General features: G+C 39.9%; 18 protein-coding genes and 1 tRNA gene. All 19 read left to right on the top strand.

The annotated features are described in order from the left end of the window. Positions 1-6: 6 nt before the first annotated feature. The 19 genes from GHI45_RS05145 to GHI45_RS05055 all read left to right on the top strand — a co-directional run bounded on the left by GHI45_RS05145 (position 7) and on the right by GHI45_RS05055 (position 17,032). Positions 7-1,221, top strand: a complete 1,215-nt coding sequence (locus GHI45_RS05145; protein ID WP_147779652.1) for a phage portal protein — start codon at positions 7-9, stop codon at positions 1,219-1,221. Then, the gene (locus tag GHI45_RS05140; RefSeq protein WP_147779653.1) at positions 1,218-1,814 is read left to right on the top strand and encodes an HK97 family phage prohead protease; all 597 of its coding nucleotides are present in this window, start codon (positions 1,218-1,220) and stop codon (positions 1,812-1,814) included. The genes GHI45_RS05145 and GHI45_RS05140 overlap by 4 nt, the downstream gene beginning before the upstream one ends. After that, positions 1,786-2,997: a phage major capsid protein gene (locus tag GHI45_RS05135; protein WP_147779654.1), complete on the top strand. Its 1,212-nt coding sequence runs from the start codon at positions 1,786-1,788 to the stop codon at positions 2,995-2,997. Before GHI45_RS05140 ends, GHI45_RS05135 begins: the two co-directional genes overlap by 29 nt. Positions 2,998-3,039: 42 nt before the next feature. Then, positions 3,040-3,321 carry a hypothetical protein gene (locus GHI45_RS05130; protein WP_147779655.1) on the top strand — a complete coding sequence of 94 codons (282 nt, stop codon included), beginning with the start codon at positions 3,040-3,042 and terminating at the stop codon, positions 3,319-3,321. After that, the gene (locus GHI45_RS05125) at positions 3,311-3,625 is read left to right on the top strand and encodes a phage head closure protein (protein WP_147779656.1); all 315 of its coding nucleotides are present in this window, start codon (positions 3,311-3,313) and stop codon (positions 3,623-3,625) included. Before GHI45_RS05130 ends, GHI45_RS05125 begins: the two co-directional genes overlap by 11 nt. Then, positions 3,615-3,986: an HK97 gp10 family phage protein gene (locus tag GHI45_RS05120; protein WP_147779657.1), complete on the top strand. Its 372-nt coding sequence runs from the start codon at positions 3,615-3,617 to the stop codon at positions 3,984-3,986. Before GHI45_RS05125 ends, GHI45_RS05120 begins: the two co-directional genes overlap by 11 nt. Beyond that, the gene (locus GHI45_RS05115; RefSeq protein WP_147779658.1) at positions 3,983-4,300 is read left to right on the top strand and encodes a hypothetical protein; all 318 of its coding nucleotides are present in this window, start codon (positions 3,983-3,985) and stop codon (positions 4,298-4,300) included. Before GHI45_RS05120 ends, GHI45_RS05115 begins: the two co-directional genes overlap by 4 nt. 16 nt (positions 4,301-4,316) lie before the next feature. After that, positions 4,317-4,892: a major tail protein gene (locus tag GHI45_RS05110; RefSeq protein ID WP_147779659.1), complete on the top strand. Its 576-nt coding sequence runs from the start codon at positions 4,317-4,319 to the stop codon at positions 4,890-4,892. A gap of 9 nt (positions 4,893-4,901) precedes the next feature. Beyond that, entirely contained in the window at positions 4,902-5,261 is a 360-nt protein-coding gene (locus GHI45_RS05105) for a hypothetical protein (RefSeq protein WP_147779660.1), read from the top strand. Positions 5,262-5,476: 215 nt separating this feature from the next. Next, positions 5,477-8,323 (top strand): phage tail tape measure protein, encoded by a 2,847-nt coding sequence (locus GHI45_RS05100; RefSeq protein WP_147779662.1) that lies wholly within the window; start codon positions 5,477-5,479, stop codon positions 8,321-8,323. After that, positions 8,320-9,843, top strand: coding sequence for a distal tail protein Dit (locus GHI45_RS05095; protein ID WP_147779663.1), 1,524 nt, complete (start codon positions 8,320-8,322; stop codon positions 9,841-9,843). Before GHI45_RS05100 ends, GHI45_RS05095 begins: the two co-directional genes overlap by 4 nt. Next, on the top strand, positions 9,843-12,671 hold the full coding sequence (locus tag GHI45_RS05090; RefSeq protein WP_147779664.1) for a phage tail protein: 2,829 nt from the start codon (positions 9,843-9,845) through the stop codon (positions 12,669-12,671). Before GHI45_RS05095 ends, GHI45_RS05090 begins: the two co-directional genes overlap by 1 nt. Positions 12,672-12,697: 26 nt before the next feature. Continuing rightward, a complete protein-coding gene (locus GHI45_RS05085) occupies positions 12,698-12,934 on the top strand; it encodes a hypothetical protein (RefSeq protein ID WP_147779665.1) in 237 nt (78 codons plus the stop codon). 14 nt (positions 12,935-12,948) lie between these two features. Further along, a complete protein-coding gene (locus GHI45_RS05080; RefSeq protein WP_147779666.1) occupies positions 12,949-13,365 on the top strand; it encodes a phage holin family protein in 417 nt (138 codons plus the stop codon). Beyond that, positions 13,352-13,570, top strand: coding sequence for a phage holin (locus tag GHI45_RS05075; RefSeq protein WP_147779667.1), 219 nt, complete (start codon positions 13,352-13,354; stop codon positions 13,568-13,570). Before GHI45_RS05080 ends, GHI45_RS05075 begins: the two co-directional genes overlap by 14 nt. Continuing rightward, entirely contained in the window at positions 13,557-14,357 is an 801-nt protein-coding gene (locus tag GHI45_RS05070; protein ID WP_147779668.1) for a peptidoglycan-binding protein, read from the top strand. Before GHI45_RS05075 ends, GHI45_RS05070 begins: the two co-directional genes overlap by 14 nt. Before the next feature lie 254 nt (positions 14,358-14,611). After that, positions 14,612-14,685 (top strand) — tRNA-Ile (locus tag GHI45_RS05065). A 929-nt stretch (positions 14,686-15,614) separates the two neighbouring features. Further along, positions 15,615-16,124: a DUF2325 domain-containing protein gene (locus GHI45_RS05060; protein ID WP_147779669.1), complete on the top strand. Its 510-nt coding sequence runs from the start codon at positions 15,615-15,617 to the stop codon at positions 16,122-16,124. 74 nt (positions 16,125-16,198) lie between these two features. Next, complete coding sequence (locus tag GHI45_RS05055) at positions 16,199-17,032, top strand: energy-coupling factor ABC transporter ATP-binding protein (RefSeq protein WP_147779670.1); 834 nt, start codon at positions 16,199-16,201, stop codon at positions 17,030-17,032.

Below are 17,032 nucleotides of genomic sequence, written 5' to 3'. Positions count from 1 at the left end.
GAAAAAATGAAATTTTTTAATAAAAGAAGTCCAACAGGTCAAAAAAGGAGTGATGATACAGGTGCATCTCAGGTTGTCATGACATTGCCAACAGCTTTTCAAGAACTTTTATCGACAGGTTATACAAAACTATCGGATAGTCCAGAAGTTAGAATGGCTGTAGACACCATCGCAGACATGGTTTCCAACATGACCATTCAACTCATGCAAAATGGAGAGACGGGCGACAAACGGGTGAAAAATGCCTTGTCTCGTGTCGTAGATATTGAGCCCAATAAATATTTATCACGAAAAAGCTTTATCCAATGGATTGTCCGTTCCATGCTCCTAGAGGGCAATGGGAATGCCATAGTGAAGCCTACTGTTGTTCGTGGAGAAGTTATCGGATTAACACCCATATCGCCTTATAAGGTTACTTTTAACGTTAGTGATGATGATTTGGATTATGCTGTTTCATTTGATAACCATGATTATGATCCGAGCGAATTGCTTCATTTTGTCATTAATCCATCCATTAAGCATCCTTTTATTGGGACAGGCTATAAAGTGGCTTTGAAAGACATCGTTGGAAATTTGAAACAAGCCAATATCACGAAAAAAGGCTTCATGTCCAGTGAGTATATGCCTAGTTTAATTGTATCGGTGGACTCTGATTCAGATAAATTAGGGGATGAAGAAGGCCGTACAAAATTTGAAGAAATGTATCTTAAGCGTAAGGATACAGGAAAGCCTTGGATTATTCCTGAAGGCATGATTAACATCCAGCAGATAAAACCTTTGACACTAAATGACTTGGCACTGAACGATGCGGTCACGTTGGACAAGAAAACCGTCGCAGGACTCTTTGGTGTGCCAGCCTTCTTACTTGGTGTGGGTACTTACAACAAAGATGAATTCAATAACTTTGTAAACACAAAGGTTTTGTCCATTGCCCAAGTCATCCAACAGACCTTGAATAAACTGATTATTGATGACGATATGTACTTTACATTTAATCCGCGCAGCCTTTATAACTACTCGCTGTTAGACATGGTCAATGCGGGTACTCAAATGGTTAAGGTCAACGCTTTAAGGCGCAATGAATTGCGAAATTGGGTGGGGATGCCACCAGACGAGGAGATGTCTGATTTGATTGTCCTTGAAAATTACTTGCTACAGGAAGATTTGAACAAGCAAGGCAAGCTTGTCCAAGAGAATACCCAGAAAGGGGGTGAAGAATGAAACAACGCAATCAATTTCAAGTTCGAAACTTTAAAAATTTAGACCTTAGATCAAGCGAAGAAACGGCTGGTAAAATAATCAGTGGCTATTTTATCGTGTTCAATTCAGAAACAGAGCTGTACGAAGGCTGTTTTGAAGAAGTCTCACAAGAAATCACAAAAGAGTTGGACTTGTCCGATGTTCGTGCCTTAATCAATCATGACACAGGAAAGGTACTTGGACGGACAAAGGCAGGCACTTTGACACTCAAGGCGGATAAAAAAGGCATCTATGGTGAAATTACAGTCAACGAAGCGGACACGGAAGCCATGAACCTTTATTCTCGCGTGCAACGTGGAGATGTAGACCAGTGCTCTTTTGGATTTAATATTCTTGATGAAGAAATGGAACAAAAAGACGATGGGACTTATAAGTTCACAATTAAGGCAATCGAACTCTTTGAAGTCTCAGTCGTGACTTTCCCAGCATATGCGGATACCGCAGTCGAAGCACGAAGCAAACAAATTGAAGGAATGAAAAAGCGAGAATTACTCGCGCATAAAGCCCAAGTGGAGGAAAAACTCAATGGCATTAAAACAACTTATTTTGAATAAAAAAATCAAAGAACGTTCAAATGAACTTGAAAAAGTAAAAGTGAAACGCTCTGAATTCCAAAAAAAGGAAGCAGAGCTCAAACGTGCTTTGGATGAAGCTGAAACTGAAGAAGACATCGCAACTGTCAGTGAATCTGCGGAACAATTGGAAAAAGACATCCAAGCGATCGATGATGAAATTGCGGACTTGGAAAAAGAAAAACAAGAACTTGAAGACGAATTGGCCCAAGTTGAAGATTCGGGTAAAGACAATTCAAACGGAAGCGGAGAAGAACGAAACATGAAAAAAATTAAAGTGACTGAAGAAGAACTTGAAACAAAACGCTCTGCCATCAATGCGTTTGTAAAATCAAAAGGAACGGAAAAACGTGATGGTTTTACCTCTGTTGAAGGTGGGGCATTGATTCCAGAAGAATTGCTTCAACCACAATTGACTCCAGAAGATGTGGTGGACTTGACCAAATACGTCCGTCTTGTTTCAGTGAATTCAGGCAGTGGTAAGTTCCCAGTCATTTCTAAGGCAGGATCTAAAATGTTGACGGTAAAAGAATTGGAAAAAAATCCAAAACTCGCCAACCCAACCATGAAAGAAGTGGACTACTCTGTCGCTACACGCCGTGGTTATATTCCACTTTCACAAGAAGTAATTGACGATGCGACTTACGATGTGACAGCTTTGATTGCGGATGAAATTCAAGACCAAGCTTTGAATACAAAAAATGCAGACATTGCGGCCATTCTTCAAACTGCCCCTGCCAAAGCTGTCACAGGAGTAGATGGTTTGAAAGACTTGGTTAATAAGGACATCAAGAAAGTGTATGATGTCAAATACATCATCTCTGCTTCAATGTACGCTGAACTGGACAAATTGAAAGATAAAAACGGACGTTACTTGCTTCAAGATTCAATTACTGCCGCAAGTGGAAAACAATTGCTTGGACGTGAAGTTGTCGTGCTTGATGATGTGGTCATTGGTAAAAAAGCTGGCGATATTGTTGGATTTGTAGGGGATGCAAAAGCCTTTGCTGCATTCTTTGATCGCAAACAAGTTTCTGTGAAATGGGTGGATAATGATATCTACGGGCAACTCTTGGCAGGCGTTATTCGTTACGATGTGAAAGCAACTGATACAGCCGCAGGCTACTTTGTGACTTTCACTCCTGAAACGACAACCACAGAATAAGAAAGGCGGGCGAAAGCTCGCTTTTTTTAGAAAGGAGACGAGATGACAAAAGAAGACCTTTTACCGCTTGTGAAAGCGTCACTGGGCTATTCATCAACGGTGAGGGATGAATTACTAAAGAAAATCATCAGTGGGGTTTGGGATGAGTTAGAGGAAAACAAAGGCATTTCTCTTGACCTTGATAACGATGAGCACGTCATGTTTGTGGTGGACTTATCGGTTTTCAGATATAGCCACCAAGGTGCTGGAGATATTCCTCGTAACTTAGAATACCGCTTGCGCAATCTCATCATCAAATATCGAGGTAAAGCAGATGTGGGATGAAGAAATAACATTGCTTTCTTCGTCCGGCTTTACTGAAGATGAACTTGGCCAACAAATCCCTACGACAACAGCGATCATCGTTTTAGGTTATGAAAAACCAATGAACCGTGCAGAATTCTATCAAGCAGGGCAGTCGGGCATTGAAGTGGCTTACACCTTAGTCATTCATCCCTTTGAATACAATGGTGAGCAAAATTTAATCTACCAAGGGCAACGGCTTTCTGTTGTTCGTCATTACAAGGTGAATAATGAAATCTTAGAGCTGGTTTGTCGCTTGAAAGTTGGTGATACTAATGGTCAATAAGATTTCCATTAATGAATTATCCAAAGCGATTGAAAAGGAAGTTCGCAATTGGACGAAAGAGGCTATTGATGATGTTAATACCATCAAAAAGGAAGTCGCAAAAGAAGGCGTACAAGCCTTGAAAGCAAGAAGTCCTCAACGAACAGGAGACTACGCAAAAAACTGGACGTCAAAAACCTTGAAAAACGATGATCAAATCATCTATCAAAAATCTCCTACTGCAAGTCTCACACATTTACTTGAGAAAGGACATGCCAAAAGAGATGGTGGACGGGTTGCGGCTCAAGTCCATATTGCACCAGTCGAAGAAGATTTGGTGGCTAATTTCATTCGGAAACTAGAAAAGAGGTTGAGTCAGTGACATTAGGAGAATTAAAAAATATCCTCGATCAAACAAAACTTAAAGTAGGCTATCGTCAATGGGCGACAGGTCAAGTACCCGCTTTACCCTATTTGCTTTATTATATCGATGAAGAAAATGGGTTTAAGGCTGATAATCAAATTTACGCGAAAAATAAAAGCGTTACGATTGAACTCTACTCTAATTTGAAGAATGTTCGAGAAGAGGAAAAATTAGAAAATTTATTAGATCAAAATAAACTCGTCTACGAGGTGTATGAAAGCTATCTAGATAGTGAAAAAATGTACCTCAGAGCTTACGAAATCAATATTTAATCATTGGAGGAAAAGAATGGCAGAAGAAACGAAAAAAAATAAAGTTGAATTTGGTTTAGAAAATGTCTACTATGCTAAAGCAACACAAGATTTAACGAGTGGTAAAACCACTTATGAAACGCCCAAAAAATGGCCAGGGGCAGTGGAACTTTCCCTTGAACCAAGTGGTGATTTGATTAAATTCAAAGCAGATAACATTGACTACTTTGTAAGCAGCAATAACCAAGGGTATGATGGGACTTTAACGTCTGCACTCATCCCTGATGATTTCGCGACAGCGATTCTTGGGGAAGTTCTTGAAGATGGCGTACAAACAGAATATTCGAATACAGGGACCAGTCCATTTGCTTTGATGTTCCAATTTGAAGGGGATGAACATGCCACACGTCACGTCCTTTACAATTGTTCAGCCACTCGACCAACCGTAGGCTCAACGACAAAAGACAGCGGGGACCCTAACACGACTGAATTAACATTTACTGCGGGACCACGTCCATCAGATAAAGCGGTTAAAACCAAAACACGCCCTGATACAGAGGCTTCAGTTTATGATGGTTGGTTTAACAAAGTGTATGAGAAAGTGAGTGTGTGAGAATAAAAGATGGAAAAAACAATTGATACAGGAGAAGTAAAAATTCGGTTGGCTTCTAATGCCGCAACGCCCTTGCGTTATAAAATGCAATTTCATACAGACTATTTTGGGGATTTGATGAAACTCGCTAAATCATTAGATACAGGTTCAGAAGGTAAATTTGACTTGTCTGATGTAAGTTGGGAAAGCTTAGCGACACTTGACTTGACCCTGCTCTATAATTTCGTGTGGATCTATGCAAAAACGGCGGATGCATCCCTTCCGGAACCATTGGAGTGGTTGGACAGTTTAGACAGCCTTCCTATTGATTCCTTTTCAACTGAGCTTCAAGATTTGATTGCTCATTCTATTCAATCTAAAAAAAAGTAGAAACAGGAACAGACTCTAGCAGTGAAATTCTCACGGTAGAGTCGTTCCTTTTAATTTGTAAACAAGTTGGCCTTTCAAGTGAAGAAATGCAACTCATGGACATCGGTGATTGTCTTGATTTCATTCAAGAATGGATTGACTATAACAATCCAGAAAAAGAAAAGAAACGCAAAGCCAGTCAAAAAGATTTCGACTTGTTCTAGAAAGGAGAAGACATGGCAAAAAAAATCAGTGGGATTACGATTGCGATTGGCGCAGATACCACAGGTGTCGCCAATGGACTTAAAGACATTGGTAAACAGTCAAGTTCTGTTAATAGCGAGTTGCGCGATGTTGAACGACTTTTAAAGCTTAATCCGAGTAATGTGGAATTGGTTGCTCAAAAACAACAGCTTCTTTCTAAACAAGTTGAAATCACAACAAAAAAGCTTGATGGGTTGAAAGGCGCTCAAGCAGATGTGGAACGTCAACTTCAAAATGGAGACATTGGCGAAGAACAATATCGTGCCTTTCAACGTGAAGTTGTCGCCACTGAAGGGAAACTTTCGCATTATACTAGCGCGCTAAATGACGTCGAAACAAAAAGCGAAGGTGCTGGCGAGTCAACCAAAGGGCTTGGCGGAAAGATGGACGATTTATCTGAGTCTGTCGATACTGTTGCGACTGGCATCAAAGGTGGTGTGCTCATTGAGGCTGCGGACCAAATCTCTGCGGTTGGCGAAAAAATAATTGAAGTTGGAGATGCGGCCAAAGAGTTTGCACTTGAAACAGATGAGAGTTATGGCAAGTTTTATGCCAATACTAATTTAAGCGGAAAAGCACTTGAAGAACTTAAGGGCGTTGCGCAAGAAGTCTTTGAGTCGGGTGTAACGGATTCCATCGATGAGGCAACAGATGCGACTGCAACGATGAAGCAAGCTTTTTCGGAGCTAGATAATACAAGTTTGGCAAAGCTGACTTCGCAAGTGATTACACTTAGTGAGCGTACCGGGACGGATGTTAAAGAAAATGTCAAGGGTACGCAACAGCTGATGAATGCCTTTGGTTTGGATGCCAAATCAGCATTTGATCTCATTGCGGATGGTTATAAAAATGGCTTAAACTCATCTGATGACTTTATGGATACGCTCAATGAGTACTCCCCCCTCTTTCAACAAGCAGGTTTTAGTGCTCAAGATATGCTTTCCATTATGAAAAATGGCTTGGATAATGGGGCAATGAATACCGATAAGGTTGCGGATGCCGTAAAAGAACTCCAAATTCGATTGGGTGATGGCTCTTTTGAAGCAAATATGGGGACGTTTAGCAAAGCCACACAAACTTCTTTTCAAGAGTGGAAAAAAGGCAAAGCAACCGTTGCGGATGTGGCACAATCCATTCAAAAAGACCTTAATAAGATGACGCCGAGTGAAAAGCAAGCTGCCTTGTCTGCCTTGTCTTCACAATTTGAAGATTTGGGGATAAAAGCAGGGAGTTCTCTATTTAATATTGGCAAGGAATTTGACAATGTGAATGGGAAACTCGATGAGGCTACAAAAAAGACCGCCTCTCAAGATTGGCAGTCGGCCTTGAACGAAATTCAAACCGCACTTTTGCCTATTGGAACGGATATTTTAAATGCTTTGATGCCCGTCATTAATTTTCTAGGCGACATGATGAGTGCTTTTAATGATTTACCTGGACCAGTCAAAACCTTTATCGAATCTTTCGGTGGTATCGTTGCAGTTGTGACGGTTCTTGCACCGATTATTGCTGGAATTGTAGCCATTTTCGCTCTATTTGGCTCTACCGTTGGTATTGTGATTGGCGTTATTGCTGGTATTATCGCAGTCATTTCAGGCATTATTACTGCGGTTCAAAATTGGGGTTCCATTACAGAGTGGTTGAGTGACAAATGGAACGGTTTTTCAGAGTGGTTAGGTTCACTTTGGGATGGAATTAAGCAGGTTACCGAGGACACTTGGAATAATATCACTTCTTTCTTGGGCGATTTGTGGCAAGGAATTGTGACAAAGGCAACAGATATCTTTTCACCAATCATTAACGTGATTACGGTTATTTTTATGACCATTCAGTCGGTAATCGACGGAATATGGCTTGTGATTACTTCCTTGCTTCAAGTTTATTGGGATGCGATAGCCACACTGGCAAATACAATCTTTTCTCCAATTATAGATTTCTTTAGTGGGATTTGGAATAGTATTTCCTCAAAAGTTTCAGAAGTTTGGAACACAATATTCGCTGTATTGTCGAGCGTTTGGAATTCTATTTCAACGGTCGCAATTTCAATTTGGCAAGGGATTGTTTCTTTTCTTACAGGGATTTGGAATGGAATCAAGTTAGTGGCGACCTCTGTTTTTACTGCCTTATCGTCTTTTATTTCAGGAATTTGGCAAAGTATTAGTGGGACTTTAAGTGGCATTTGGAATGGGATTTCCAGCACAGCTTCAGGCATATTCAATGGGATTAAAAGTAACGTTTCAAATGCTTTCAATAGCATCAAGTCAACTACCACAAGTGTTTGGAATGGCGTTAAATCCGCAATCACGACACCTATTGAAGCCGCAAAAAACACTGTTTCACGAGTGATTGATACAATTAAAGGTTTCTTTAGTGGCTTACAGCTTAAATTTCCAAGTATTTCAATGCCTAAGCTTCCTCATTTTAAATTGAATGGAAGCTTTAGCTTAAATCCACCTTCTGTTCCTAAATTAAGCGTGGATTGGTTTGCCAAAGGCGGTATCTTAACAAAACCTACCGTTTTTGGACAAAATGGCAATTCATTGATGGTCGGTGGGGAAGCTGGAAAAGAAGCAGTCGCACCATTAAGTGATTTGATGGGCTATGTTGAAGATGCCGTTTCAAACCAAATGAGCAATAGCCAACAGGCTCTTTTAAGTAAGTTAAATGAATTGGTCAGCGCCACAAAAGAACTCGCCAACCGTCCAGTAGTCGCTGTCCTTGATTTACAGGACGTGACAAAAAGGGCAACACCACTTGTTACTAAGGAACAGGCTAAAAATACAAGCATTATGAATATTTTAGAAGGGAGGACCACTTGAGTAAAAAATATTTTTCTGTTTATTACGATGGTGAGGATTTAGCAGAAATTGTTACTGGATTTACTGGGGTTGCACGACATATCGGTTCGGGATGGTCAAATATCCTGGATGATAAAGATTTTATCTCTAACACCATTGATTCTAAGAAGATAAGCGTTGATTTTTATTTTGAAGGTTCTTCCAAAAATTTAGCTGAATTGCGTAGAAAGGTTGCTTTTTTTCTTAATAAAGATAAGCCAGTTGATTTAAGCTTTAGTGATGAACCAAATATTATCTATCAAGCGGTTGTGGATGGAGAAGTTAGTTTTGACGAAGGGTTTGATTATGGTTATGGAAAAATCACCTTTTTAGTCCCTTCTGGCTATGGGGGTTCGAGTTTCACTAATGTGCTGAACAATTCTAATTCAGGCGGAGCGCTTGGGGAAATAACAAGCAACACGAATGGTTCTGCGACAATAAGCATTAACAATAAGGGAACATTACCTGCTTATCTTCGTGCTAAAGTATCCACAGCTGATGAAAATGGTTTTGTTCGTATTGTTGGTGAGAACGGTATTCTTGAAATGGGAAACGTGGCAGAAGTTGATGGGGTCGACCTTATTAAAAGTGAATTGTTTTTGAATGCAGTAAAAAATGTATCGTCTGACTATGCAGACTTCAAAGCCACAACACGACAATATGCCCTAGCCGGTACCAATCGTCCAAATAATGGTACAATCGCTTATCAAACAGATGGACTTCGTTTAGCTAATGCTGGGACTGGGACAGGTTGGCATCAAGGGGCTTGGGAGTTTGTTCTTCCGAAAGATAGCAATGGAAATTTAGGTGCAAGTTCTTTCATTACTAATTTTAATGCCGTCTTTGAAACAGGAAGTATTAAACAAATGGGCTATCTTCATGTCATGCTTACGGATGATAATGATAATGTGGTCATGGGGTATGCCATTTCTAAAACGAGTGCCACTAATAATAAGGCGACTGTTAATTTTTATTATCAGGATGTTGATAATGTGGGGCAGTTCATCTCTTATAGTACACGTCCAACATTTGAAGCGCATGGGGTCAATGTGAAATTAAACCCTGGCTTTTTCCATACCCAAGGCCATGCGGAAATGACCAAACAAGGTGCACAGCTCGGGTGGTTATATAACGGTAAAAAGTACACCCTTAATCTTCCGGAATTGAAGGATGCCAAAGTTACTAAAATTCATGTGGAACTGGGAGCGTATGGAACAGCGCCTAAAATGGGGAACATGGCACTTCGAAGAATTTGGCTTCAAAAAACGAACGTTCAAATGTGGAGTGACATTCCCAACCGCTTTAAAGCCGGTTCTGTCCTTCAAGCGGATATGGAAGCAGGGAAAATCTATCTTGATGACCGCCCAGCTATGGATTTGAAGGTCAATGGGTCAAGCTTTTTCTCCATCCCCCCTGGTGAGAGTGAGCTTCTCATTTCAGGTTCAGACTGGCTGACATCAGCATTGGATTTACAACTCGAATGGGAGGAACGCTATTTATAATGGAAATTAATGTTCACGGAAAAGACATGACATATATCGCAGTACTGAATAATGAATTACCTAAAGCCCTTCATTATACGAGCGATTTATGGCATCGTTATTTAAAGCAAGCCGCCGCAACGTTCAATGTTGAAATCAAGAAGTTTGTGAATGGGAGTCGACATCCCGATGCGGATTTAATCACAGATCAATGTTCTCTATCTTTCAAAGATGAAAAAGGAAACGACCAACTTTTTACTATTTTAGAATGCGTTGAAAATGATACGACGATTTCATTAAGTTGTTATAACCTGACACTTAAGATACTTAATGGTCAGGCAAAAGCACTAAGCAATACCGTCGCTCATTCTATCAAATGGTATATTGAACAGCTCGGTCTTATGGAGTGGGCAGGCATACGAATTGGGGTTAATGAAGTCTCTTCAAAACTCCTTACGCTTCATTTTGACAGTGAGGAAACGGTAACTGCACGTCTCTTGTCTCTGGTGAGTTCTTTTGATGCGGAATTTGAGTTTATCACTCAGCTTAATTCAGATGGGACATTGAAAGCAGTTATCCTTAATCTTTATCAAGAAGGAGATGGGCTCTCAACGCAAGGAGTCGGTTCAATCCGAACGGATGTCACGTTGACCTACGGGAAAAATGTGACCGGTGTTACACGAACCAGCAGTAAAGAGACTCTGTTCAATGCGACAACTGTTTATGACAGTGCGAACAAAGTCAATTGGAAGAGTTTGAGTTTCACGAAGAAGAACGCGAATGGAGACATCGAAGTCATAAAAAAAGCAGGTGATATGACCGCACGAAATCCGATCTCTGCTCAAATGTACCCTTCTTTAACAACAGATGACGGTGGAACCAATTATACGAGAAAAGATTTTACGATTGAGGCTAAGGATGTGAATACGCTCAAGACTTATGCTTTAAGCCAGTTTGCACAGTATGCTTATCCAGAACTCACTTACGATGTGATCGCATCAAGTAGCTTGCTTAGTTCTGACTATGGACTGGGTATCGGGGATACCATCAAGGTTCAAGACGATAACTTTGCGGGTGGGTTACTTCTACAAGCAAGAGTTTCAGAAATCGAGTTGAGTACGACAAATCCTTCAAATAATAAATTAACGCTTTCTAACTATGTCAAACTCCAAAGCAAAGTATCTGATACAGGCCTTTCTCAGTTTCAAGCACTAGTCGAGGCGGCAACACCCTACCGCTTAGAATTGAGAACGGACAATGGTGTTCAATTCAAGAATAATGCGGTTCCTTCAAATACCATGCTTCGTGCTCAACTTTACAAAGGGTCCGCACTAACAGAAACAATCGCAGATAGTTACGAATGGTTCAAGAACGGCAATTCAATCGGTACTGGTCAATATTTAACGGTAGAAGCTTCAACGGCGTCAGATACTGCTGTGTACAGTTACGAGGCTACAATTAATGGGCAAGTGGTTGGTCGCAAGGAAGTTACAATTACTAATATTAATGATGGTGCAAATGGAAAAACAGGAGCTGACGGCAAAAACGGCATTTCAGTATTTTTGTCAAATGAAGCTATAACGATAGCGGCTAACGAAACAAGCGCTATTGCAACGACAACTGCAACTGATATTACAGCTTACCAAGGTGTTACTCCACTAAGCGTTACCATTGGAACTCTTTCGGGATTACCAACTGGAATGAGTGCGGTTGTCTCAAATAATGGCACAACAAAAGTAACGGTTACTTTTACAGTCGCAACAACTTTAACTACAAAAAGTGGGAGCATTACAATTCCTGTAACCACTGGCGGACTAACCATCAACCAAATATTTTCTTATAGCCTTGCATTGAAAGGCGACACAGGACTTCAAGGTAAAGACGGAGAGATTGGTCCCGCAGGAAGTCCAACTGGTGTAACTCAAAGTGAAACCGAGCCAACTAGCAAATATGCAGGCATGATGTGGCAATACACAGGGACTAGCAATACAACGGTTGGTGGTGTAATAATAAAACCAAATGAACAATATATCTATGACGGATCAAAATGGAAAACCTATCAAATTGTCGCTGCAAATATAAATACGGATAATTTGTCTGCGATCACTTCAAATTTGGGGGAAGTACACACGGGGAAAATATATTCTCTAATTGATTATACTTATTACAACAACTCAGCAACAGGAGTTCAATCGAAAGCTGTACTTGATTTGGATTTAGAAGAAGTCAATCAAAAAATCGGATTGAAATCTACAGCGGGGATTGATTGGGGATATGTTAAAACAACGCCAGATGGCCTGATAATTTTCACAGATACCCAAAACGCAGGAGCAATTGGAAATGCAAGCGGACGCTATGTTCAAACATCTTATAGCGGGAGCGGGATTGGCTTTATAAATTCCGCAACGGCAACCGTAGACAGTGAAGGAGATATGCACCCCACAGAGCCTTACAAGGGGCACGGTTCATTGTATTTTGACGGGACAAATATTGTTACAAATGTTCCATTGAAACGGGCAACAGATACAGATGGTTGGGTCGATATAACTAACTTCTCAAATGGTTTTAGCGGAAACTTGAAATATCAAATTCTGAATGGTGTATTTTATCTTAGGGCATACGCCGTCAATGTTCCAACATTGGGTGAAAACACAAACACAAAAATGGCGCAGATTGCAGGACTAGATTTAAGATATTTAATGGGAGTTATGGCAACCGCTCCAAGTGGTGTGTTTGCTTCCTATCCAGCAAATGTAAATGGTACTGCGGACGGTTCAATCTATTTTGCACGTTCCGCTTCGGTAACAAACGGATATAAACTAAGTGGTTCTGTATCTGTTCCACTTTGATATTAAAAATTAGAAAGGGGTGGAAAATGTCAGAAAATACAAAAATAACGAACGAAACCTACAATTATTCAATCATGCAAGAAGAGCATCAAACTGCTTCGGCCAGTTCAAATATTTCTTTGGATGGTTCGGGAAATTTTAATGTTTCGTTTAACAACCCAACAGCATTCTTCGCAGACGGATTGAGCAGAGATGCTTTGCATGAATTATTAGACCTCACACTTGATCAAGCAGAAGCAAAATCAAAGGCGATGACAAATTAGGAAGATAGGAGAATATGAAAGAATTTTTAGGAGTTTATCAAGATTTTTACGCACTGGAGTTTGTGGACCACTGGCTATTTACTTTGCTTGTCTTTGTTATTCTGTTTGATATTGCATTGGGAATGGCAAAAGGTTGGGCAACCAGTACTTTCAAATCAAGTGTCGCAAGAAAAGGCGTTGTATCTCATGGCGCATTGCTTTGTATGATTGTCGCCATCTATCCATGGGCTACAGAACTTGGTTTTGGAGGCCTAACAGATACTGTACTGGTGTTCTTTTGTCTTTCCTATGTCGCATCAATCGTTGGGAACCTAGAAGCATTGGGCATCCCAATTCCACGAACTTTGAAAGAAAAGTTAAGTGAAGAAATTAAATCTAAAGATGATGTTTTTAACTCAAAAGAAAAGGAGAAAGAAAATGATTTTAAATGATAAAGTGTATACGAAAATAAAATGGGCCGTCCTTACAGTCTTGCCTGCACTCAGTGTGCTTGTCAGTGTTCTAGGCAAAGCATATGGCTGGGGAGGTACAGATTTAGCAGTGCTTACTTTAAACGCTGTAGCGGTGTTCTTAGGCGCTGTTACAGGTGTAAGTGCAGTCAATTATAAGAAGGAGAATACTGATGAATTGGAGTAAGGCAGTCGCTTGGTATCAAGAAAATGTAGGAAAACATACTTATTCACAAATTTATCCACGCTTTGATTGTTCATCCTCTGCGGCAGAGGCATTCGCCAAAGCAGTAGGACTTTCAATCAATGCGCTCAACTATTCCACCCTCAATCTAGCTTCACTGTTTTCACAACATGGACTGACTAAAGTTTATTCAGGTACAACTGCAGGCGCTAAGAATTGGCGGGGGTATGGCTTTGCTTTGATGTCCATCGGTCAAGATATGTCAAGTTCAGGCGGAAATAGTGGTCACGTGGGGTTGATTACTCCGGAGGGGAACTTTTGGAATACGACAGCGACAGACTGGGATAATGGCAAAATATTTGTCAAGAACAATGCAGTACAAGTTGCCCCATGGTCTTCTTATACAGGCGTTACACGCTTGAAAGCCCACACTGAGATTTGGGCAGTAGAAGAAACAGGAAACACACCAACTCAACTTGAAGTAGACGGATATGATGGTCTTCTTACATGGAAAGCTGTTCAAACCTCACTCAATCTGATTGGTTACTCTCTTGTCGTGGACGGTATTCCAGGTAAAGCAACGATTTCAGCCTTGCAGCAATCCATCAATGCGAAACTTAAAGTGATGAAGGTTAACTTTAATCTTGTGATTGACGGTATTGCAGGCTTTAACACATGGAAAGGGCTACAGATAGTGCTTGGCACTCCAGTAGATGGTGTGAAGTCAAAACCGAGTCAAATGATCATGGCACTGCAAAAAGCACTCAATAGTGGCAAGAATTGGATTTAAACAAACAGCTCCGAAAGGGGCTTTTTTTTTCGATAAATTATTGAAATCTATTAGTAATAGATGTATAATAAAGTAACGTCGCTCCATCGACGTTAGGTTTTCTTTTCCAAGTGCCATTCTCCAGTGGCGCTTTTTTGATTAATAAATTATTGTAATATTTTATTAATGATTGTATAATAAACTTATAGCCTTTAGCGAGACTATGGTATTTCTCTTAGGTATTACAAAACTGTCCTGGTGAGTGGACAGTTTTCGGTTCTTTAGCTTAGCTGGTTAAAGCTCCCCGCTCATAACGGGGCGACCGTTGGTTCGAGTCCAACAAGAACCATAATAGAAATATTTTAGATAAGTGTTGACACATTCTTGAAATAATGTTATATTTAATTTGTTAATAAGTTTTAAGTTTTTCATATCTAGCACTGACCTTAACCAGTGCTATTTTATTTTGCTTAAAATCCAAGGTAATACTTGCAATGATTTTATAAAGTGGTATAATTATAGTGTAGTTTCCAAGAGGAACTAAGTTGATTTACGTCATTAGAGAATTCCGTCCATGAGGCGGCTTTTTCTTTTTAATGAGTTTTAGAAAACGCTTGCAATAAATAAATATTATGTTACAATAAAATTATAGCTAACAAGGCTAACTCATTTATAGTTTTTCCTATTCTTATCCGTCCATTAGGGCGGTTTTAATTTTTATTTTTAGAAAACGCTTGCAATATAAAATAGTTTGTGTTATTATATTTGTAGGGTAAGTAGAATCTTATTCCTTACCAAAGCCCCAATAACAGGGGTTTTTGTTTTTCAATAGGCACTTGCAATAAAATTATATTGTGATATAATAAACTTGTAACAATTCCAAGTTGCTACGAGAGATAATCCATCTTACTAGTTTAGTCACCCAATCGGGGGTGACTTTTATTATCCAGCGGAATATTTTAGAGAAGAAAAGCACTTGGTGAGAGTGCTTTTTTAGTGTGGGAAAAAATATAAAAACTGTCTCTTGGTGGCAGTACTCTTGTTTTATCATATGTTATATACTATAATAATTAGTACTTGATAGCAAATGAATTTAACAATTAATATTGACTAGTATTTACTATTTAGGTCAAATTTAGGTCAAATAGCTGGGGAAACAATGGATACAGGTGTATTAAAATCCCCTTCTCTCCTTAAAATGAAGTGGAAATTCGCTCAGTTGAGCGTTTTTTACTTCTTTGGAAGAAATCAATCACGAGCGAAAGGAAATGAGATAAGATGAAAACAGTTTTAGTGATTTGTGAATCAGGTTATTGGCGTAATTTGCGAGACGGATTGGCAGAAGTGGGCTGTGACTTTTTGGGTTTTGACAAGAAAAAACCAAATCGGCAAGAAATCGACCAACTGGTGGCCAAAGCTGATTTTGTGGTCATCAGAAATCTCAATGTCGCACATCATTCGGTCAGGTTTGCCAAAGAAGCGGCAAAAGCCAGCGATACGCCATTTTGGGTGGGAAGCAACTTTGGTGCGGCGTCCATAATTGAGCGTTTAAAAAAAGAATTTCCGCGAGAGAATTTTGCCATAAAAACCAGCAAAACGGGGATTGTAAAGCCTAAAAAGGCGACAGTACAGGCCAAAAAATTGCCGTCAGCACTGACGGAGGCGTCAGCAAATGAAATCAAACACAGTGTGAATAAGCGAAAGAAACATTTGCCATTAAAGTCAGCTCTTAAAGACTTTAAAATTGACGACGATGATATTGATTTTGAAAAATTATTTAAATCATGAAAAAATCAAAAAATAAAGCGCAGATATGAAACGAAAGGGCGCAGAAGTACGCAAAATTTGATATAATGAAAACTATGAATATAATTCTTGAAGTAGAAAATTTACACTTTAAATATGAAAAAGAGAGCGATGTCGAACAGTTGGACGGCGTTAGTTTTTTCGTGGAAAAAGGTGAATGGGTCTCGATTATCGGGCAAAATGGTTCTGGAAAATCAACAACAGCACGACTGATTGATGGTCTGCTTGAAGAATTTACTGGAACTGTAAAAATAGATGGCCAAGTGCTTACTGTTGAAAATGTCTGGGATTTACGCCGTAAAATTGGGATGGTTTTCCAAAATCCAGATAATCAATTTGTTGGCGCCACAGTTGAAGATGACGTGGCTTTTGGCATGGAAAATCAAGGTGTGCCACGTGATGAGATGATGAAGCGGGTTGATGAAGCTTTGGCGGCTGTCAACATGCTGGATTTCAAAATGAAAGAACCTGCCCGTTTGTCTGGTGGTCAAAAGCAACGTGTGGCGATTGCAGGAATTATTGCCCTGCGTCCAGAAATTATTATTTTGGACGAGTCAACTTCCATGCTTGACCCAACTGGTCGTGCAGAAATAATGGCGGTTATTCATCAAATCAAAGACAAATATGGCTTGACCGTTTTGTCAATCACACATGATTTGGACGAAGCAGCGGCATCAGATCGAATAATCGTGATGAATTCGGGCAAAGTTGTCCAAACAGCTGGCCCAGAGCAACTTTTCGGCTCGCATAAAGACATGGTCGAAATCGGACTCGATGTTCCATTTACGACCAATTTGATGGCGGATTTACGCTGCAAAGGCTTTGATTTACCAGCAGAATATCTGACTGAAGAAAAATTAGCCGATAAACTGGCGGGAATGTTAAAATAA

The organism is Lactococcus sp. dk101 (genome assembly GCF_009601055.1).
Taxonomy (GTDB): domain Bacteria; phylum Bacillota; class Bacilli; order Lactobacillales; family Streptococcaceae; genus Lactococcus.
The sequence above is the reverse complement of the archived record's forward strand: the minus strand, read 5'-3'. Positions and strand labels throughout refer to the sequence as shown.

Coding starts and splice junctions, on each gene's coding strand:
- GHI45_RS05145 (WP_147779652.1), top strand. CDS start 7: ATGAAATTTTTTAATAAAAGAAGTCCAACAGGTCAAAAAAGGAGTGAT.
- GHI45_RS05140 (WP_147779653.1), top strand. CDS start 1,218: ATGAAACAACGCAATCAATTTCAAGTTCGAAACTTTAAAAATTTAGAC.
- GHI45_RS05135 (WP_147779654.1), top strand. CDS start 1,786: ATGGCATTAAAACAACTTATTTTGAATAAAAAAATCAAAGAACGTTCA.
- GHI45_RS05130 (WP_147779655.1), top strand. CDS start 3,040: ATGACAAAAGAAGACCTTTTACCGCTTGTGAAAGCGTCACTGGGCTAT.
- GHI45_RS05125 (WP_147779656.1), top strand. CDS start 3,311: ATGTGGGATGAAGAAATAACATTGCTTTCTTCGTCCGGCTTTACTGAA.
- GHI45_RS05120 (WP_147779657.1), top strand. CDS start 3,615: ATGGTCAATAAGATTTCCATTAATGAATTATCCAAAGCGATTGAAAAG.
- GHI45_RS05110 (WP_147779659.1), top strand. CDS start 4,317: ATGGCAGAAGAAACGAAAAAAAATAAAGTTGAATTTGGTTTAGAAAAT.
- GHI45_RS05105 (WP_147779660.1), top strand. CDS start 4,902: ATGGAAAAAACAATTGATACAGGAGAAGTAAAAATTCGGTTGGCTTCT.
- GHI45_RS05100 (WP_147779662.1), top strand. CDS start 5,477: ATGGCAAAAAAAATCAGTGGGATTACGATTGCGATTGGCGCAGATACC.
- GHI45_RS05090 (WP_147779664.1), top strand. CDS start 9,843: ATGGAAATTAATGTTCACGGAAAAGACATGACATATATCGCAGTACTG.
- GHI45_RS05085 (WP_147779665.1), top strand. CDS start 12,698: ATGTCAGAAAATACAAAAATAACGAACGAAACCTACAATTATTCAATC.
- GHI45_RS05080 (WP_147779666.1), top strand. CDS start 12,949: ATGAAAGAATTTTTAGGAGTTTATCAAGATTTTTACGCACTGGAGTTT.
- GHI45_RS05075 (WP_147779667.1), top strand. CDS start 13,352: ATGATTTTAAATGATAAAGTGTATACGAAAATAAAATGGGCCGTCCTT.
- GHI45_RS05070 (WP_147779668.1), top strand. CDS start 13,557: ATGAATTGGAGTAAGGCAGTCGCTTGGTATCAAGAAAATGTAGGAAAA.
- GHI45_RS05060 (WP_147779669.1), top strand. CDS start 15,615: ATGAAAACAGTTTTAGTGATTTGTGAATCAGGTTATTGGCGTAATTTG.
- GHI45_RS05055 (WP_147779670.1), top strand. CDS start 16,199: ATGAATATAATTCTTGAAGTAGAAAATTTACACTTTAAATATGAAAAA.